Origin of the sequence: Mycolicibacterium wolinskyi, from assembly GCF_002101965.1 — a bacterium.
GTDB lineage: Bacteria > Actinomycetota > Actinomycetes > Mycobacteriales > Mycobacteriaceae > Mycobacterium > Mycobacterium wolinskyi.
The window spans coordinates 262,687-281,306 of sequence record NZ_LQQA01000029.1 but is presented as its reverse complement, the minus strand read 5'-3'; the positions used below and the strand labels follow the sequence as shown (position 1 = coordinate 281,306).

At 63.3% G+C, this 18,620-nt stretch carries 16 protein-coding genes and 5 pseudogenes; 8 read left to right on the top strand and 13 right to left on the bottom strand.

Annotated elements, in window-relative coordinates; all coding sequences use genetic code 11:
• Nucleotides 1-9: 9 nt before the first annotated feature.
• The 3 genes and pseudogenes from AWC31_RS36930 to AWC31_RS22545 all read right to left on the bottom strand — a co-directional run bounded on the left by AWC31_RS36930 (nucleotide 10) and on the right by AWC31_RS22545 (nucleotide 1,766).
• Nucleotides 10-258 carry an IS3 family transposase gene (locus AWC31_RS36930; RefSeq protein WP_165766035.1) on the bottom strand — a complete coding sequence of 83 codons (249 nt, stop codon included), beginning with the start codon at nucleotides 256-258 and terminating at the stop codon, nucleotides 10-12.
• Between the two features lie 90 nt (nucleotides 259-348).
• A pseudogene (locus tag AWC31_RS22550) lies at nucleotides 349-666 on the bottom strand (transposase); the annotation flags it as partial.
• Nucleotides 667-917: 251 nt separating this feature from the next.
• The gene (locus tag AWC31_RS22545; protein WP_085146177.1) at nucleotides 918-1,766 is read right to left on the bottom strand and encodes a helix-turn-helix transcriptional regulator; all 849 of its coding nucleotides are present in this window, start codon (nucleotides 1,764-1,766) and stop codon (nucleotides 918-920) included.
• 294 nt (nucleotides 1,767-2,060) lie between these two features.
• On the opposite strand from AWC31_RS22545, the gene istA reads away from it, so the two are divergent.
• Both istA and istB read left to right on the top strand, forming a co-directional pair.
• Nucleotides 2,061-3,299, top strand: coding sequence for an IS21 family transposase (gene istA, locus AWC31_RS22540; protein WP_085146176.1), 1,239 nt, complete (start codon nucleotides 2,061-2,063; stop codon nucleotides 3,297-3,299).
• Complete coding sequence (istB, locus tag AWC31_RS22535; protein WP_085146175.1) at nucleotides 3,296-4,093, top strand: IS21-like element helper ATPase IstB; 798 nt, start codon at nucleotides 3,296-3,298, stop codon at nucleotides 4,091-4,093. The genes istA and istB overlap by 4 nt, the downstream gene beginning before the upstream one ends.
• A 650-nt stretch (nucleotides 4,094-4,743) precedes the next feature.
• Here istB and AWC31_RS22530 read toward each other — a convergent pair.
• From AWC31_RS22530 to AWC31_RS22520, 3 genes are all read right to left on the bottom strand, one after another.
• Nucleotides 4,744-5,577 carry an SDR family NAD(P)-dependent oxidoreductase gene (locus tag AWC31_RS22530; RefSeq protein ID WP_085146174.1) on the bottom strand — a complete coding sequence of 278 codons (834 nt, stop codon included), beginning with the start codon at nucleotides 5,575-5,577 and terminating at the stop codon, nucleotides 4,744-4,746.
• 83 nt (nucleotides 5,578-5,660) lie between these two features.
• Entirely contained in the window at nucleotides 5,661-6,416 is a 756-nt protein-coding gene (locus AWC31_RS22525) for an SDR family NAD(P)-dependent oxidoreductase (RefSeq protein ID WP_085146173.1), read from the bottom strand.
• A gap of 58 nt (nucleotides 6,417-6,474) precedes the next feature.
• Nucleotides 6,475-7,248, bottom strand: coding sequence for an SDR family NAD(P)-dependent oxidoreductase (locus AWC31_RS22520; protein ID WP_085146172.1), 774 nt, complete (start codon nucleotides 7,246-7,248; stop codon nucleotides 6,475-6,477).
• 343 nt (nucleotides 7,249-7,591) lie between these two features.
• Here AWC31_RS22520 and AWC31_RS36925 point away from each other — a divergent pair.
• Together AWC31_RS36925 and AWC31_RS22510 are read left to right on the top strand one after the other, a co-directional pair.
• A pseudogene (locus AWC31_RS36925) lies at nucleotides 7,592-7,720 on the top strand (IS3-like element ISMyma3 family transposase); the annotation flags it as partial.
• Nucleotides 7,721-7,943: 223 nt separating this feature from the next.
• Nucleotides 7,944-8,270 (top strand): annotated as a pseudogene (locus tag AWC31_RS22510) (Imm61 family immunity protein); the annotation flags it as partial.
• Between the two features lie 147 nt (nucleotides 8,271-8,417).
• On the opposite strand, the gene AWC31_RS22505 reads toward AWC31_RS22510, so the two are convergent.
• Nucleotides 8,418-10,319, bottom strand: coding sequence for a hypothetical protein (locus AWC31_RS22505; RefSeq protein ID WP_085146169.1), 1,902 nt, complete (start codon nucleotides 10,317-10,319; stop codon nucleotides 8,418-8,420).
• A gap of 13 nt (nucleotides 10,320-10,332) precedes the next feature.
• Complete coding sequence (locus AWC31_RS22500; RefSeq protein WP_133060212.1) at nucleotides 10,333-10,710, bottom strand: hypothetical protein; 378 nt, start codon at nucleotides 10,708-10,710, stop codon at nucleotides 10,333-10,335.
• Between the two features lie 399 nt (nucleotides 10,711-11,109).
• Between AWC31_RS22500 and AWC31_RS22490 the strand changes: the two are divergent.
• Nucleotides 11,110-11,463, top strand: a pseudogene (locus AWC31_RS22490) (Mu transposase domain-containing protein); the annotation flags it as partial.
• Nucleotides 11,464-11,569: 106 nt separating this feature from the next.
• On the opposite strand, the gene AWC31_RS22485 reads toward AWC31_RS22490, so the two are convergent.
• From AWC31_RS22485 to AWC31_RS22470, 4 genes and pseudogenes are all read right to left on the bottom strand, one after another.
• Entirely contained in the window at nucleotides 11,570-12,403 is an 834-nt protein-coding gene (locus tag AWC31_RS22485; protein WP_085146166.1) for a DUF1932 domain-containing protein, read from the bottom strand.
• Between the two features lie 192 nt (nucleotides 12,404-12,595).
• A pseudogene (locus AWC31_RS22480) lies at nucleotides 12,596-12,781 on the bottom strand (IS3-like element ISAar45 family transposase); the annotation flags it as partial.
• A gap of 351 nt (nucleotides 12,782-13,132) precedes the next feature.
• Complete coding sequence (locus AWC31_RS22475; RefSeq protein WP_085146164.1) at nucleotides 13,133-14,080, bottom strand: alpha/beta hydrolase family protein; 948 nt, start codon at nucleotides 14,078-14,080, stop codon at nucleotides 13,133-13,135.
• Between the two features lie 35 nt (nucleotides 14,081-14,115).
• Nucleotides 14,116-15,156 carry an amidohydrolase family protein gene (locus AWC31_RS22470; protein WP_110775212.1) on the bottom strand — a complete coding sequence of 347 codons (1,041 nt, stop codon included), beginning with the start codon at nucleotides 15,154-15,156 and terminating at the stop codon, nucleotides 14,116-14,118.
• 135 nt (nucleotides 15,157-15,291) lie between these two features.
• Between AWC31_RS22470 and AWC31_RS22465 the strand changes: the two genes are divergently transcribed.
• Nucleotides 15,292-15,741, top strand: coding sequence for a MerR family transcriptional regulator (locus tag AWC31_RS22465; protein ID WP_085146163.1), 450 nt, complete (start codon nucleotides 15,292-15,294; stop codon nucleotides 15,739-15,741).
• 81 nt (nucleotides 15,742-15,822) lie between these two features.
• Nucleotides 15,823-15,987: a hypothetical protein gene (locus AWC31_RS37495; protein WP_165766034.1), complete on the top strand. Its 165-nt coding sequence runs from the start codon at nucleotides 15,823-15,825 to the stop codon at nucleotides 15,985-15,987.
• A gap of 252 nt (nucleotides 15,988-16,239) precedes the next feature.
• Here the strand turns inward: AWC31_RS37495 and AWC31_RS22460 are convergent, their stop codons facing one another.
• Nucleotides 16,240-17,262, bottom strand: a complete 1,023-nt coding sequence (locus AWC31_RS22460) for an amidohydrolase family protein (protein ID WP_165766033.1) — start codon at nucleotides 17,260-17,262, stop codon at nucleotides 16,240-16,242.
• Between the two features lie 151 nt (nucleotides 17,263-17,413).
• On the opposite strand from AWC31_RS22460, the gene AWC31_RS22455 reads away from it, so the two are divergent.
• Nucleotides 17,414-17,992 (top strand): TetR family transcriptional regulator, encoded by a 579-nt coding sequence (locus AWC31_RS22455; protein ID WP_133060211.1) that lies wholly within the window; start codon nucleotides 17,414-17,416, stop codon nucleotides 17,990-17,992.
• The last annotated feature ends 628 nt before the right edge of the window (nucleotides 17,993-18,620 follow it).

Genomic DNA, 18,620 nt, shown 5'->3' with positions numbered 1-18,620 from the left:
GTCGGTGCATCACAGTTCGTTGGGCATCGTGGCAGCGAACTGCCGGTTTACCAGGTCAACCGGGGTGTCGACGCCGATCAGGTTCGGTTTCCGCCGTCCCGGCCGCGGCAACCCGTAGAGCCCGTGTTCGGACATGATCGAGTTGACGAGCTTGTGGTTAACGTTCATGTCGTAGTCATCCAGCAGCGCCGCGCGCACCCGGCGGCGGCCATACGTGCCACGAGAACGCTGGTGTATCTCCGCGATCGTGTCGGCCACAATGAGCCTTCGAACCTCACGATCCGGGATGGGGCGGCGTCGGTGGTATTGCAGCAATGATCGGGCTAATCCCGTTATGCGACAGGAAGATCAGGCGGAGTGCCCTCGCGCGATCAGCCCTTCAGTGATCGCGCGTCGGTGTTTTGGGGGCACCACCGCCTGTTCATCGAATAAGGCGCACGCATCACGGGTCAAAGCCAGCTCGGCCTCGAGTTGGGCGATGCGTTTGTGGACGGCTGTCAGTTCGTCGGCCTCCACGCTCGGGATGCCCTCGATGACGCCGGCGTCGATGAGGGCCTGGCGCTTCCAGCGGAACAGGGTCGCCTGGCAGATTCCGGTCTCGGCCGCCACGGCGGCTACCGGTTCACCTGTGCGCAGCCGGGCGACGATTTGCCGGCGCACCGACGACGAATACTGACGGGAGCATGTGACCTCCCAAGGATCACTCTGCCCTCAACTCTCACAACCGTGGACCAACAACACGGGTACGGATCTGATGGTCTCAGAATAGGGACACACGAGATCAGCCAACCAACGCACACCCCAGCGACAGTGACTGCAGGGCAGCAGGGCACGGTCCAACAGTCAGCCATCACCGCGGCACGCCGAGGCAAGGCCGGGAAGAATCCACCGCAGGCCAAAACTCAGGGCACCAGCGGTCATCGTTGGCCAGCTTGACCATGGTTCGCGGTGCCAACCGTTTCAGCCAAGGACCCCAGCAGCTTGAGCGCATCAGCACTGCTCGAACCGGGCTCGGCTTGGTACACAACCAATTCTTGGCCAGGGCTGGATCGCACGTCGAACGTCTGCATCGACAGGGTTAGTTCTCCGACGTCGTCGTGATGGAACAGTTTCTGCTCCCGCGTCTTTCCACGCGCGTCATGGCGCTCCCATAGCTCCGTGAACTCGGGGCTCGTTGCCAACAATCCTTCGAGGACTCTTTGGATACGCGGATGACCGGGAGATCGCCCGTGGTTGAGACGGAAGCCAGCCACCGAATTTCTTGCCACTTTCTGCCAATCACAATAGAAGGTACGTGCGTGGGGATCGGTGAAGACGATCTGCATCAGGTTTCGCGAATGCGTCCATTTGTGGAAGAGAACATCGGCGATCCCATTGGACGCCAACACGTCATAGGCGATGTTGAAGACGATCGCCGGATTGTCCGGCCATGCCGACATCAGCTGCAACAGCGCCGGGTCGACACGGTCGTCGACTGCACCAGTGTCGCTGGGTATGTAGCCGGCCAGTCGGTAAAGGTGTCGCCGACCATCGGTATCCAGCCGCAACGCGTCAGCGAGCGAATCCACGACCTGCGCAGAGGGACTACGCTCGCGGCCCTGCTCTAAACGGCTGTAGTAGTCGACGCTGAGACCCGCCAGCAGCGCGACCTCCTCCCGTCGCAAGCCAGCGACCCGGCGGTGCCTGCTCACGGGAAGCCCGACCGCGTCGGGACCCATCGCGGCCCGCCGGCCGCGGAGATAGTCGCCGAGTTCGCTGGTAGCCATATCGCGACATTACCGGCACATACCCAAGCCTTGGCGGGCGTGATACATCCAGGAAGTATGCCGGCTTCCCCATTACGGTGGCCACTACGGTGACTTTGGGAAGTTCACCCCGCATCAACGACCACTCATTTGCTCGTTTTCTCCGGTGAGGTCTCCTCCGCAGGACACCAATTGACCTAGAGAGCGATGCCGTGTGCGCTGTCGGCGGCAACTGAATACTGACCAGAGCGCGGCAACTGAATTTTGACCAGCTTCCTGGAGACCCTTGGCTTGGGCAAGCCAGGGAGGAAGCGAGTGTTGAGTGTGGAGGACTGGGCAGAGATCCGGCGGTTGCGCCGTTCGGAGCAGTTATCGATTTCTGAGGTCGCGCGGGTGATGGGGGTGGCCCGCAACACTGTGAAGGCGGCGTTGGCCAGTGATCGGCCGCCGAAGTATCAGAGGGTGTCGGCGGGGTCGGTGGTCGATGAGGCCGAACCGAGGATTCGCGAGCTACTGGCGGCGTATCCACGGATGCCATCGACGGTGATCGCCGAGCGGATCGACTGGCAGTATTCGATCCGCACGCTCAGTGAGCGGGTGCGTGAGTTGCGGCCGGTGTATCTGCCGCCGGACCCGGCCTCCCGCACGACCTATCAGGCCGGCGAGATCGCGCAGTGCGACTTGTGGTTCCCCGACATACAGATCCCTGTAGGTCATCGTCAGACGCGCACGGCTACTGCGCTGCCGGTGATGACGATGGTCTGTGGGTATTCGCGCTGGGCCTCAGCGTTGCTGATCCCCAGCCGTTGCGCTGAAGATTTGTATGCCGCGTGGTGGCAACACCTTTCGGTGTTGGGTGCAGTGTCGCGAGTGTTCGTCTGGGACGGCGAGGGCGCGGTCGGGCGGTGGCGGGCGCGGGCACCGGAATTGACCGCGTCGTGTCAGGCGTTCCGCGGGACGGTGGCCGCCAAAGTGGTGATTTGCAAACCCGCTGACCCCGAAGCCAAAGGCCTGGTGGAGCGTTTCCACGACTACCTGGAGCGAGCATTTCTGCCGGGCCGGGTGTTCGCTTCACCAGCGGATTTCAATACCCAACTTGGCCAGTGGCTGGTCATCGCCAATCACCGCCGCCATCGCGTGCTGGGCTGCCGACCGGCGGACCGGATCGAGGCCGACAGGGCCGCCATGGTGGCACTGCCGCCGGTCGCACCAGCCACCGGATGGCGAACCCATGCCCGGTTACCGCGTGATCACTACGTGCGCCTGGACACCAACGACTACTCGGTACATCCGGCCGTGGTGGGTCGGCGTATTGAGGTCATCGCGGACCTGAACCGGGTCCGGGTGTGGTGTGCTGGACGGTTGGTTGCTGAGCATGACCGAGCCTGGGCCAAACACCAGACGATCAGCGACCCCGAACACCTCGCCGCGGCTAAGGCTATGCGCCGCAACCGCTTCGACATCGTCACGCTCCCCACCCAGGTCGATGTCGAGCAGCGCCCGCTGACCGACTATGACGCTCTGGTCGACATCGACGGGCCGGTGGCGCAATGACTGCCAAGACCGCTGCCGCCTGCCGCGACGTGACCGCCGAGCTGGCCTATCTCACCCGCGCATTGAAAGCGCCCACCTTGCGTGAAGCCGTCGATCGCCTCGCCGAGCGAGCACGGTCCGAGACCTGGAGCTACGAAGAGTTCCTGGCTGCCTGCCTGCAGCGAGAGGTGTCTGCCCGCGAGTCTCATGGCGGTGAGGGACGTATCCGCGCTGCCCGGTTTCCGTCCCGGAAATCGTTGGAGGAGTTCGACTTCGACCACGCTCGCGGTCTCAAACGTGACACCATCGCCCATCTGGGCACCCTGGATTTCGTCACCGCCAAAGACAATGTCGTGTTCCTTGGGCCGCCGGGGACCGGCAAGACACACCTGGCGACCGGCATGGCGATCCGAGCCTGCCAAGCCGGCCACCGGGTCTTGTTCGCCACCGCCAGTCAATGGGTCGACCGGCTCGCCGCGGCCCATCACAGCGGCACGCTGCAAACCGAGCTCATCCGTCTGGCGCGGTACCCGCTGCTCGTCGTCGACGAAGTCGGCTACATCCCCTTCGAACCCGAAGCCGCCAACCTGTTCTTCCAACTGGTGTCCTCCCGCTACGAACGGGCCAGTCTCATCGTCACCTCGAACAAGCCGTTCGGTCGGTGGGGTGAAGTGTTCGGTGACGACGTGGTCGCCGCCGCCATGATCGACCGCCTCGTGCACCACGCCGAGGTCATCTCACTCAAAGGAGACAGCTACCGCATCAAAGACCGAGACCTCGGCCGCGTCCCCAACGTCACGGCCGACGACCAATGAACCCCAGCTGGTCAAAATTCACTTGCCGACAACTGATCAGATTTCAATTGCCGTTGACATGCGCAAGGTGTCGTTGACGGCGGACTTGTCGTGGCGTTCACCGGGCTGGGGTGCTCGATGATCGGCGCCCAAGGTGGTCCGTACGGGGGTAGCGAACGCTGAAGCAGCTGAAACAGATGAGGGCGTGCTGGCGCGGAGTGGTTCATCACGCGATGACTCGTTCGACGAAACTGCGCAAGTTAGCGCGTAGACGGGCTCGCGATAAGCCTTCGGCGGTGATCGAGTGGCTCACCAAGTCGATCCGCGTGGCGGCTAAGAGGCCGTGCGCCGTCCACGACGCGTATTCGATAGCAGCGTGAGGATTCGCGCCCTATCAGGACGCTCTCGCGGGAGCTAGGGCACCGTGTGCGACTGGTCCCGCGACGTCCGAGAGCGGTCACGGTGACGCCCCGTCGGTCTTCCCACCGACTTGGGTGCGCACATACAGCGGTCAATTCGTCTACTACACAACGGTACTGGGGCGGGAATTCGTGGCTTCACGACAGGTGACGGAAGGACTGGCTGGCGATCAGAGGTCGAGCGACGCCCGCAGACCGCTCCCAACGTAGTTCCTCCCACCGGTTCCGGATGACGGTCGATGCACCCACGGGTCATCGACTGCCGGGCACGAATGATGTTGCCGTAGAACGATTCTCCCATGCGTCAAGATCAGCGCTCAACCGCTGCAGGCGGCCACGGCAGCGACGTAACGCGTCAGCACCGAGCACCAGGTGTAGTGGCGGGGTGTCGGATTCCACCGCGTCGATGATGACCGTAGCGGCGCGGTCGGGGTCACCGACCTGACGGCCGGCATGGTCAGCGAAGTGCTCGGGTACTGGTCTGACGGCCGCGGCATAGTCGCCGACGTGTGTCGTCGTGAAACGTATCCACTTTGTTGACAGGAAATCAGTACGGAACGACCCTGGCTCCACCACTGTGACTTTGATGCCGAGCGGACTCAGTTCTTCGTACAAGGACTCCGACAACGCGCTCAGGGCGGACTTCGCCGCAGCGTACAGTCCCGAACCGGCTAGTGGGTCGAGCGCAGCGATCGAGGACACATTGACCAGATGACCGCGTCCTTGTGACCGCAAATGCGGCAACGCCGCCTGGATGACGCGCAGTGGCCCAAACAAGTCGACGTCGAACAGGTGCCTGACCTGTTCTGCAGAGGCTTCCTCGATGGCGCCGAGGAGGCCATATCCGGCGTTGTTGACCGCGACGTCCAGGCCACCCGTCACAGCGCACGCTCGGTCGATCACCGCGCCGACCTCGTCCAGGTGAGCGAGATCAAAAGGCAGGACGTGCAGGCGATCCCTGGGCGCGTCGAGGTCAACTGTCCCGGATCGAGTGGTTCCGACCACTGTATGGCCGCGGCCCAGGGCCGCTTTGGTCAGCGCCCGGCCTAGCCCGCGCGAGATTCCGGTGATGAACCAAACCGACATGGACGAGATTCCTTTCTCTAGCGTTGCGCCTCATCGAGCATGCGCACGCCCGCATCCAGCTCTGGGCACTGCGACGACCGGTGTCAGTGGGCGGTCAGCCCACCGTCGACGACGAACTCAGCTCCCGTGACAAATGACGATTCGTCGCTGGCGAGAAACACCATGACGGGCGCGATCTCATCGGGACGACCGGCCCGCCGCATCGGAGTGCGCACGATGTCGGGTTGCTGATCGCCCTGCTCGTCGAGGATATCTTCGATCATCGGCGTTGCGATGACGCCGGGATGGACAGAGTTGACCCGCACGCCGCGTGTGGCGTACTCGACGGCGGCAGTCTTCGTCAACAGTCTCACTGCACCTTTTGACGCATGATATGCCGCAGCACCGCCACCACCGATCAGACCGAGGACCGACGACGTGTTGATCACCGAGGCATTGCCGCTGGCGCGCAGAAGCGGCATGAACGACTTCATGCCGAGCCAGGTGCCCTTCTGGTTCACCGCAATCACGCGGTCCCACGAAGGTTCATCGGCGTCTTCTACGCCCTCCCACGCCACGATCCCGGCGATGTTGACTAGCACATCGAGGCGGCCGAAGCGTTCTTCAACCAGCGCAACTGCGTTGTTCCAGTCGCCGGCCCTCGATACATCCACGACAGCACCGTGGACTGCTGAGCCGTAACTAGAGAGCCGCTCTGTAAGCGCTGACAGTGAGTCGGCGCGCGTGTCGGTCACCACCACTCGGGCACCCTCGCGCAGGAAACTCTCCGCCGTCGCTGTGCCGATCCCTCCGGTAGCACCGGTGAGCAAAGCCACTTTTCCGTCCAGACGCCCCGTCATCAATCTGTCCTCCTGTCAATGGTTTTGGCCGTATATGTGGGCCAGCGCCATGCGGCCATCAGGCGGCCGTGAAGCCGCCGTCGGCTGCGACCACGGCACCGGTCATGAAGCTGGACCGCTCGGAGGCAAGGAAACCAATCACCTCAGCGATTTCTTCTGGTTGGACGACGCGACCAAGCGGGTGTGCGCCGGCGAAAGACCGAAGGTACTCGCGGCTGTCGTCTCGGAAGTTGTCCAGCATGTCGGTCTCGATCACTCCGGGGGCCACAAGGTTGGCCCGGACGTTGTGAGCACCGCCTTCGAGTGCGATGACCTTCGTCAGCTGGGCGAGGGCTCCCTTCGACGCGGAGTATGCGGATCCCTCAGGCAGTCCCACAGTGCAGGCGTAAGAACCGACACTGACGATGGCGCCCCGGCCCTGATCGCGCATGACCTTGAAGGCTTCACGCGCGTGCAAGAAGGCTCCACGGACGTTGATCGACATCAATTCGTCCCATTCCTCGATGGTGGTTTCGGTTAACGGCTTGTTCAACGTGCGACCAGCGTTGTTGACAAGAATGTCGAGACGACCGAAATGTTGTTCCGCCAACTCGACCGCGCGAATAGCCGAATCTTCAACCGCAACGTCCGCCTCTAGGGCGATGACGTGGTCATACTGATCAGCGAGGTGATGCACCTCGGGCCGAATGTCCTCGGCGAGTACCTTCACTCCTCTGGCGTGTAGCCAGTGCACTGTTGCCGCGCCGACCCCTCGCGCTGCACCGGTAACGATAGCGACCGCACCGTCAAGACCATCCCCTGATTCGAGAGGATGCGTGGTGTCGCCGACCATACGCGTTCTCCTTCCGTGCATTTCAGGCGCGTTGAAAGATGTTGTCTGCAACTTCGGGTGACTGTGACCTGCCTCCGCCTGCCCAAGCCGACCGTGTCGAAGTCGCGGAGCCGGCTGGGAATTCCCAGTACTGATTCTGGGCGAGAGTCAAATCTCCTGCCAGGACGCCGGTTGCCTAGGAGTCGCACACCTAGGAACGTCTGCGCCCCGCTTGGGTCTGCTGCACGATAGGTGACATCTTGACCTGCCCTACCTGTTGGGTTCCAGTCCCGGTGGCTAACTGACGGCGGTGTGAATCGCCCCGGTGAGTCCGGAGACTTCATCTCTTGTGAAGGATGGAGTCGTGGCGGGTTCGAGGAAGTATCCGGCTGAGCTGCGTGAGCGCGCAGTGCGGATGGTCGCCGAGGTTCGCGATCAGTATGGGTCGGAGTGGGCGACGATCGAGTCGGTGGCATCGAAACTAGGTATCGGCACCCCGGCCGTCAGACGCCAACAAGGCGCCCGATCGGACTTGGCACCGCCATCGACCGCGTCGAGCCTGGCCACCTGCGCCGGTCCGGTCCGGCAGACAAGGTCTCGGAGCGGTTCGATTCCACCCACTTCTGTTCGTTGGGCGACCACGTGCATTCGCCGGGCGCCGATGTTGGACGCGTTGAGGGACTGCTGGCGAGGATCCCCGGCCTGAACTTTTCGGCGCCACGAGCGATGTTCTCGAGCATTACCTATATGGGGTGCTCGGTGACGAGATCCGTGAAGAACTGTCGCTGGATTACCGTGAATTGCCGTGGTCTCCTGAGGAACTCGCCTTCGGCTATAGGCTCACTGAGATGCAACGCTGGTACCGGATCCTGATCCAGGTCGACCACGGGCCAGTCCCGGCCGCGCCCGACCCGCAGCTGAGTCTGGTGACGTTGGTCCCGTTGTCCCATCTGCTCGGCCTTCCGGTCGCATCCATCAAACGCAGCTATCTCTGTGAAGATGGTGCACCGCTGTTGCTGCGGGATGGCCGCTACGCGCGCTAGCGGTGACGCCTCTTGGGCCGCCGCGCCGCACATCGGCAACCCGGTGTCCTGTTGTGGGGACGTGGTTTTCGGTTGAATGCTTGTGCTGTGGCGCGTCATCGATGAGTCGACGCGTAAACGCCTCCCGTCGAGGGTGGTCGGGCACTTCTATGCGTTGCGGGTGAGTGCCGATGTGACCGTGCCGTGCCAGGTGCGCAGGGTGCCGCCGGTGCGTTGGAAATCGGTGTAGACCCGGACAAGTCGCTCGACCGGCTCGGCGGTGATGCTTCCTGCAATCAGGACTGGGTCGGCGATGTCGTCTCGGCGGTAGGACCAATGCAGATTGTGTGTTGTCCGCCGAAGGGTTTCGCCGAGATACCACGTGGCACCGGTGAGGAAGTCGTGATTGATCGGGTCTTCCAACAGTGCCTCGGGTTCGCTGGCGATTCGCCATATGAGCTCCTCCAGTGCATCGAGACTATCGACACGAAAATCCCAGGCTTCGGCGTCGCCGTATCGCTGCACCCAGCCGGGGTGGGTCTGTTGCTGCTCGCTGATCCACCGCGCCAGGAACTGCTCGTCGGACAGATGGCGCCAAACCCGACGTCTGACCCGTTGTCGTCGTGTCAACGACTCCTTGATGCGGCCACGGACCGGACTTGTCGCCCAGTGGTTGAATTCCGAGACCAGCGCCTCCGGATCGGTGTCGGGCGCCGGGAGTGTTGGTGACCAACGCGTGCGACACACCACACGGTTGAGTTCTTGGACCAGGTAGACAGCCAAGCTGGTGTCGTGGGCGACGTCGCTAACGACGCGCATGCCCGCGAGCGCCGGGCCTGCAGCGCCGGCCAGCGCCTTGCCGTGAAGGTGCGTGGGCGGATTCATGTCCCAGTGTGAGGGTTTGGCGCGGCGCAATGTCTCTCCGAAGTACCACACCGCCCCTTCGTAGAAGTCGTTGCTGGCGGGACCGCTGAGCAGATGGGTTCGTGCCGGGCAGTGCTGCAGAAGCACGCTGGCCAGAGCGTGCAGCGACGCGGCTGAGTAATCCCAAGTGTGGTCGGCCCCGTATTGGGCCGCCCAGTCGCCGAACCGCTGTGCCGCGCCGTGTGCCCAGATCACCGCCGCGCTCGGCTCGGTCGGGCCGTCGAGCCCCGGGGTGGTCTCCCGGAATAACCTTCGGCCACGCTTCTGGAGGGTCTCGCGGCGCGCGATCGCTGCACGATGCAGTCGCGGCAGTGTATGACCGTCGCGCCAGGCGAGTGCGTACTCGAGGACGTGTGCCGGCGAGATAATGTTAGCGACGCTGCCGGTGTCGATTACGGGAAAGCCGTTGGTGGCGCGGTCACGTCGGTCATCCCAGATCCACTTTCCGCCCGCCGCGCGCAACAGGCTTTCACCCAGGTAGGCGGCGAGGGCTGTGCGTAGCGCCGGGTCCTGCCCCGCTGGATCGCCGATGAGGTGCCGTTCGAGCTGATGGAGTGAGGCTGGCGAGTAATCCAACGTCACTGTCGGCAGCGCAGCGTCGAGCGTCGCCAGCATTCCGGTGATGCTGTCGCGCCACTGGTCTCGCTGGCTCACCCACCGCGCGTTGTCGTCGTCGAATGTCCATGTCCCGGTATTGGTCTGGTGAATCCAGGCCGGCCACGGTTTAGTCCACAGCGGCGCGATGTAGTCGCCATACCAGGTGCGCAGGAACTGCGGGTTGCCACTTCTGATTGCGGACCGCAAGTGTGAGCCGGGCACGACATACTCGCTGCTGCGGCTTTTGGCGGTGTGCTCGACGATGTACTCACCCGATGTTGTGCCGGTGTGGCGATTGCTCCAGCGCCGTTTCTTCGGCTCGCTGCGCCGTACGATTTCGCCGAGATACCACACGGCCCCGTCGACGAATTCGGCGTTGCGTGCATCGTCGAGATGCGCCTGGGTCGGAAAGTAGTTGAACAGGATGTAGGTCAACCGATCGAGCGAGTCGAGTCCGAAGTCCCACAGTTGGGTGTCATCGCTGCCGTACTGGGCTACCCATTCCTCGAACGCGGACTCCTGTCGTTGCGCCCACCGCTGCGCCTCCATGACGCGACTCTCTCTACGAGTCCTCTTGCGGATCTGTGTAAACCAGCTCCTGGCTGACGTTGTCCCGAACGACGATCCGGCCGGCAGCGTGGTACTGGCGATGCAGCGTGCCGACCGGCAGTTGACACGCTGTTCCCATCCACCGCCACGTCATGCCGTGCTGTAAACCATCGGTCACCGCGTCGCGCAACGCCCAGCCTGACAACCGCTGCAATTTCGCCAGGCAGTCAGCCCGGATCGCCGCGGCATCCCCGCGGCTTGTCATCGAATTGTCGGTCGCGGCAGGGACTTTCGTCAGGGTGGATTCCGTCCGTTCGAGCAGTTCCCGCATCGCAGCAATACGTCGATGGACGTCATCGTCACTCAGGCGGTCCAACGCATCGTTCACCATGGGCCTCTCCCGCGCGTTCCGGAAATGGAACAAGCCTATCCCAAATTCGTCACTATGAGCGTGCAGCCAGCCGCCTGCCGTACCGCGTTGTGTAGCTGAGCAGGTGGAGCTGGTGCTGTCCCCTGGCGACCGCCCAATCGATCTGCATTGACTGTGACAGGTTGATTTGGCTCCGGTAGGACGGTTTGAACTGGCCCCATTTGCCGACTCGCCGGTGCGGTTGTAACGGTTTGATCTGGCCCACTCCACTGTTGATTCATCGAACACAGTTGCGATGGAGAGGAGCCAGGGGTGGAGGATCGGGTGGAGCAGTTCGCAGCGATTCGCCGGGACGCCCGGGTCGAGGGGTTATCGATCCGGGAGTTGGCGACGAAGTATCGGGTGCATCGCCGTACGGTTTCACTGGCCGAACTCAACAACCGCATCCGTGGCTGGGAAGCCGAGGACGATCACCGCCGCATCGCTGATCGGATCCGCACCGTCGGTGAGGATTTCGCCGCAGAACAGCCCCTGTTGGCGCCGCTGCCGGTCGAACCGTTCGATCCCGGGCTGGTACTCACCCCGCGGGTGGATCGCTCGTCGCGGATCACCGTGCGGATGGTGAAGTACTCAGTGCCTGTGCGGTTCATTGGCCGCAAAGTCCGAGTCTCACTGCGGGCCAACGAGGTGACGGTATTCGACGGGCGCACCCCGGTCGCGGCCCATCCGCGCATCGCCACCCGCACCGGGACCAGCGTGGCGCTCGACCATTACTCACCTCATAGCGGCAATCCCAAAGAGCCTCAATAACTCTCGTCAGCGCTGGTAGCGGTCCGGCAATTCCGAGCTGACCCGCGATTGTCAGGCGTTTCGCGGGGCACTACGCGGGCGCTTCGGGGGGTGCCACGGCGAGCATCGCGAGCACTTCTGCCAGGGACAGGTCGGTACGATCACGCACCGCAACCCACCGATCCAGGGTTCGCGCTGCACCGGCTGCCATGTCGGCAGGCAGCCCGGCGGCCATCAATGTGGTGGCAATCTCGAGCATTTCGGGTGCCCATCGCCACGCACGCGCCGCTGCACCGGTGAACGCGTCAGATTCGGCTAGCGGCCGGCCTTCCAAAAGCACTGCTTCGCGGGCCAGATGCTCACCGACCCCGTGTTGGTTGGCCAGCGCATGAGCAGTCGCGGCCAACACACGCGACGCCTTCTGGTAGGAGGCGTATGCCATCTTCAGGGCTGAGGCCTGTCCCAGCTGATCGGAAATCACGACGACCTCCAGCGCGGTGCCCTCAAACAGGTTCGCGACGGCCTCAGTGTCACCAGAGAGGTACAACCGCGTCGTTGCCGGCCGCTTGGGTGGCGGACCGATGATTGCGCCGTCGACCACCCTGGCATCGGGCAGCAGCTCTGCGATCCGGTGAACACGCTCAGGTGCGATCGCGTTGGCATCGACATATATCCCGCGGTAACCGGCGGCTTGACGCGCGATGTCTTCGGCGTGCGCCGGCGGGCAAATCGACAGCACGACATCACAATCATGTAAGGCGTCATGCAGGTCCGCGCACTCCTGCAGGCCGGCGTCGGCCGCTCGCTGCCGGCTCGCCTTGCTTCGTCCCGAGGACACCCACCGCACCGTAGCCCCGCCCTGCACCCCAAGACGGGCAACCTCCGCGCCCATGGTCCCGGGGTGCAACACGGTGACGACGGTCATGGCGCAATGATAGTGGCACCGAGGGGGTGCGCTGTCTGCCAGCTCCAGGTTTGCGGAGCGCTCGATGATGAATCATTAACGGCAGGATGGCTTTTGAGACGGCGATCGGCGTTCTTGACACCAATCTGCGGTGCCGAGCGCCCTGGGGCATGCTCGATGCTGCTGCGCACATCGTTAAAGCACCCGTAGCGCGTGGCCGCGGCTATGAACGGCGGTGGTGGCCAATCGGGACTTCATTCGGGAGTCGATCGAGTACCTGACGATGCGGTTGGAGAACACGTCTTCGATCACGCAGAGGTGGGCCTTGCGCTCGCTGGTGCGATGCTCGGTGATGCCTATGAGCCACAACCAATTTGGCTCATCCGCGGTGAAGTTCCGGCTCGACACCGTCATCGTAAAGCGGCGGCCGGCAAGTTGACAGCGTTGGACACGAGGTAGTTGGACGCGAACTCGTCGTTCGGGGTGATGCCGTTTTTCACGCTGTTCATCACCCGGGCGTAGCTTCGTCCAACGGGGATCTCGAAGCGGATTCGATGCCCATATCTGACGGCGTCATTGCCGGAAGTTGTGGTGGCGGCACATCGACGAGATCAGTATCAGCGAGGTGATCGGGGACCTGGAGAGTGTTCATGACTGATCCGGCGGCAAATTCCACTCTCGCCGGATCACGAGACACAGTTCTCTCGGCTTTTTCGTGCCGTCAACGCTGCACATGGCCGCCGCTGACGGCTACTGGGACTCTAGACGGCCCAACGGGTAGGAGTTGCCGCCAAGGACGGTTTTGGCCGTCTCCCAGTCGGTTTGGTCGATACCGGTGACGTGCCGCAGATAGGCCAGGGTGACCTGTTGGATAAGGGCCACGCGGTCAGGGTTCTCGTCGGTCGTCTCCGCTACCTCGTAGCCGGCGATGCCGCCGAGGGAGTGCTCGCCACCATAGACGGTGAGCAGACTCCTGCTCTCGCGGTTAGTGCTGAGGGTGTAGGGGTCGACACACCATGCCGGTCCCCGCGTGGATAGCGGGAGTTCGTCGGCGTCACCGGCGATGACGAGCCCGGGCGCGGTGATGTGGGAGAAGTCCTGGCCGCGCAGCCATGGAAGGTGGTCGCGGGCGTAGGGGGTTAGGTCGTCACCGCCCGAACCGGCGGTGGCTAATTGGATGGTGGCCATCACCCTGGGGTCGGACAGATCCTGTGCGTCGCCGGTCTCTGGATCCACGACCCGTAAGCCGACGAGAATGCCCGCGGTCTGGCCACCAAAGGAGTGACCCGCCGCGACGATACGACTGTGATCCGCCCGGCCGGGCAGACCGGGAACCCAGGCCTCGATCCCGTCGAGTTCGTCGAGGATGCGTGTCATATCCTGCACCCGCTGCCGCCACACGCCGGGCTTGTGCGCACCGTCAGACGCGACCCCGTACCGGCGGGAATCCAAGTGTGTGGCCCGGATGACGACGAAACCATGGGATGCCCAGTAGTCGACCAGGGGCGCGTAGCCGTCGAGGTTGGAGCCAAATCCGTGCGAAAACAACACGATCGGCAGGTTGGTGCCGCTGATGGGCGCACAGACGTGGACCTGCAGATCCTCACCTCGTTCGGGTGCGGACAAGGTCAGGGGTTTGACCGACAGGATCGGGGTGGCTTCAGGGCTGGTGAGACCGGTGTTCTGGTTCAAAGGCATGCGTGGACGTCCTTATTGGAAGGGGTGATGGCAGATCACGCGGCTGTAAGGCCCAGGATCCGTTCGGCGTTGAGGTGTCCGAATTTGCGGCGGTCGAGCTCGTTGAGCGGTGCGTTCTCGACGAAGGCACGTGCGCCGCCGGGCCCGCCGAATGAGCCACGGGAATCGGACCCGATCTTGCCGTGGGCACCGTACGGATCGTCGGCCCCGAACATCACACGGTCCGGGCCAAGCACGTCCACGGCTGCCTTCAGCATGCGGTGGCTGTAGACCCCACCCGCGGTGACCGAAAGGTTGCCGGTGATGTATTCCAGGACACGCCGGTCCAGATGAGCCGAGCTGAGGACGTCGGCGCGGTCAGCGAAGAGCACAAGCATTTCGCCCCAGTGGCCCAAGATGACCTGTAGGTCGGGGTGACGGTCGAAGGTACCGGCCAAGATCAGACGCAGCGCGGCGAGTCCCGCCTCTGAGTGCCAGCCCCAGCCTCCGGTGGCCAACTGCAGGCTGGTCCACTCGTCGAACCCGGTGTAGGCGGCGTCGATGAGTTTCTTCGGTGGCATCCCGGGATGGATGTACAGCGGCACGTCCAACTGGTCAGCCGCCTCGAAGATGGGCCGGAAGCGGTCGTGATCCAGAAAAGTCGCACCGGTGCGTGGGAAAAGCATCGCTCCCACATGACCGAGTTCGGTGACGGCGCGCTGCAGCTCCGCGGCGGCCGCAGCAGGGGCAGCGGTCGGCAGAGTGGCGAATGCCGCGAATCGGTTGGGGTGAGCACGAGCCGCCTCGGCGAGAACGTCGTTGGCCTCCCGCGCCAAGGGGATGGCCACCTGTGCCGGCAATGGCTGAGTGCCCGGTGAGGTCACCGAGAGAACCTGCATGTCCACGCCGTTGGCGTCCATCCTCGCCAGGCGCTCGTCGCCAACGTCAAGCAGGCGTTCGTTGATCACTCCCTGGCTGCTCATCTGGTTGACGGTCTCGTCGCCGCCCCACGTCAGCAGAGCCTGGCGCAGCGCCGGCGTCCACGTATGTTCTTCGAGCCCGATCAATCGCCGTATCGACACGTTTTGCTCGACCACCGTCTTCCTCCGATCCCACCGTGCAATCGACCGGGCCACCGGAGTTCTCAACCGGCTGCCGTCGACGCAAGTACGCTAAAACTTGACATCGACGTGAAAGGCAAGCCGCAGTGACCCAGATAACAGGAGTTCAGCATGCGTATCGGTGAACTCGCACGTCGAACGGGCGTGACCACCCGGGCGCTGCGCTATTACGAGGAGCAGGGCCTGCTTATGTCTGAGCGCAGCGCAAGGGGACAGCGCCACTACGATTACGACGCTGTTGAGCGGGTCCGACTGATCCAGCAGCTTTACGCCGCGGGCTTGTCCAGCAAGGTCATCGCTGAACTCACGCCCTGTGTCATCGACGGACAAGCCACCCCCGCACTCCTGGACCGTCTGGCTGGTGAACGAAATCGCATCGATGAGCTCCTGACCGGGCTGGCTGCCACCCGCGACCGCCTCGACACCGTCATCTCCGGAGCGACCGCGAATCTGCTTACGGGGCAGCCGTGCCCAGCCCAGCTCGCCCGTCGACACACCGAACCTACCGGCCATCAGACTGGCGATTCGTGGCCGGTGCGGCGTGGCCTTGGGCGATGGTGAGGGCCGTTTCTATGCGGCCACCGCAGGCACGGTGTGCGGCGCCCCTGTTGGAGCTGTGGGCACCCGGGCTCGGAAGCTGGAATGACTACCATCGGCGGCGGTGAGGCGGCGGCCTATAGCCAGGCCATGTTGCAGATCGAACTCAGCACCGGCCATTTTAGCTGCGGAGATTTGCGGACGGCCCATGGGCTGGGAACTGCTGCGTTTCAAAGGCTTTCAGCGATTGTCGATGACCACGGCTCGTGACGTAGCGTAAGGCGCTCAGTGGAGAAGCACTAGAAATGATCACCCGCATACCGCGCCGACCCCGGTCTGGTCGGGCAGTACCGCCGACGCGCGGCCCAATCGCTCGAAGTAATCGTCCACTCCGCACCGTACTGCACCGCATCGCGATTACCCAGAGACCGCATCGGCGACTCGTCGCCGATTGACATAGGAGCAATACAGCCACGGGGCTGAGGGCGCGTGGCGCAGAACGCCTTTCGGCGTCATCGTTGGTCAGCGAACCACCTCCCCTGCTATCCAGACCTGTTTGATGTTCTGAGTAGCGAGGATGTCGGTAGTCGGGTCGCCCTCTACCAGCAGCATGTCGGCACGCTGGCCGGGACTGATTCTGCCCCGATCGGTCAGCCCGAAAACATCTGCCGCCGTCTGCGTAGCACCGTTGAGCGCTTCGACCGGGCTCAACCCGGCCTGGACGAGCAGTTCGAGTTCCTCATGCAGAGAAGCCCCGTGCTCGATCGTGTTCGGTGCCGTCGGGTCGCTGTTGGCGTCAGTGCCAACGAGGATCGTGGCTCCGGCGCGGTGCAGCGCCTGTACGGATTGCACCACGTTCTGGTACGTGATTCTCTTCGGCTTGATGGGGGCTGGAAAACGCTCGACGAGCTTTTTCATCATGACCAGGGTGGGCGAAACGGCATGCCCGCGTTGTGCGATATCGCGGGCCTGCGAGCCGTCGAGGGCCGACGCCAACGGCGCGTGGGTCAGAACGTCCGCCCCGGCGTCGGAAGCGATCTTGAAGCTCTTCACCGACGCGGCGTGCACGCACACCCGGAAACCGGCTTTGTGCGCCTCGGCGACGACAGCCTCGACCGTCCGAGTGTCCAGCGGCTTGGGCTGGAACGGAAGCTTCTCCTCCAGAACGATCTTGATGTAGTCGACGCCCTGCGCTGCGCGGTCGGCGACGAACCGGGCAGCATCGGCCGGACCCGATACTGCGCTCGAGGACGGAAAGTGCATCTTTCTCACTGCTCTGCCGTTCACGGCGCAGGCGACGTTGCCAGCACTCTTGAGGTCCGCAACCATCGATTCGCGTCGGAGATCGTCGGTGGCAGGCCAATTCGCAGTCCCCATGTCCAGCACGGTGGTGACGCCCCACCGGCCATAGGCCATGAGTTGTCGGCGGTTGTGGACGTGCACGTGCGTATCGATCAAACCGGGAAGCAGCGCGGCTCCGCACCCATCGATCGAGGCCATATCCGGCAAAGGCATGCCAGCGATGCGTCCGTCAACGACGGCCACACTTGTCGGCACGCTCAGCCCAGCACCGGTGAAAACCCGCACGTTCTCGACAACGAAATTGTTCATGATCGCCCTCCCGATCTAAACAGTGTTTAGACTAGGTGCTGAGAGGCGTACGTCAAGCCGCACGTAACCACGGGAGCTATCGACTTTGCGACGAGAGCTGATGCAAGAGCTTCTTCTTGACACTGCGGAGGAGATGCTGAGAAGCGCTGGGTCAGAGGGGTTCTCCGTTCGTGCCGTGACCGCGGCCGCCTCGGTCAACGTCGCGGCAGTCACCACGGCATTCGGTGGGCGTAGCGCACTGATCGACGCTCTCTTCGCGCGATTGATGAAACCAATCAATGACGAACGCGCTCGCCGCTATGCCGCGCTCGGAGGTCAGCCCTGCGTCTCGGACATCACCCGTGCCTTCTTCGAACCCCTCGCCGTGGTGAATCCAGAGGACGGGTCCGCCACTTCAGCGCTCCTTCGTTTACTCGTCACAGATCCCGATACCGCGCCGATCGACCGACTGCTACGCGACCCAGGCATTGCGCAGTTCGACGAACTTCTCGCACAGGCTCTGAGCAAGTTGCCTGCGAAAGACCGGGTGGAGCGCATTCGCCACGCCGTCGGCACAGCACTGTCGGTTACCGCATGGAGCAAGGAAGAGAACGGCTTGCGGCCGGGACGGGCTCTCAACAGCCTCTTGGCGTTCATCAACGCCGGTATCGCCGCTCCGAGTTGAGTGTTGCCCAAACTAGCAGTCCTCCATCAACACCAACACCTCGTGAAACCATTCATATGGGCTCGAACTGCGAAACCAGCCACCGCCGTCTACCTTGCGGATTGTCACCCGCACGCTCGACGCGTCCCGCAACGGTGTTATCGGGCTGTGTCGGTGTCCGCCGATCTACTCCCCCAGGTCGTCCGCAGCCGCGGCGGCCACATGTATTTCCCACGAGACTCCATTCCGACAAAGAACGAATGCCTCAAACTGCTCGTAGAGGAATGCGACCGCCACCGCCGCCCACCTTCCGCCATTTCAAATGAGAATCCGCCACCGAAAATGAGAACTTACAAAGCAGCTGTAGGTTCCGGTTTCAGATGACGGATGCCGCCTTCTCTACCAGAGCTTCTCCCGAATTCCGCTCAAGATGGCGGACGCCAATTTCCGTTTTTGGTGGCGGATCCTAGAACCACACGGTTGTCCGAAAATGCCGTTGGTTGCCGACGGGACGCCTTGGTTGAGGCGTCGTGGGCACTGGATTGCTTTCCCTTCGCTGCTCGGTAAGAACTTGTCTCTCGAGAGGCTGGGAACGGCGGCTAATCGTGAGTGAAGCGCCCCCGGGCCGACGGTCGTGCAACACCCAACG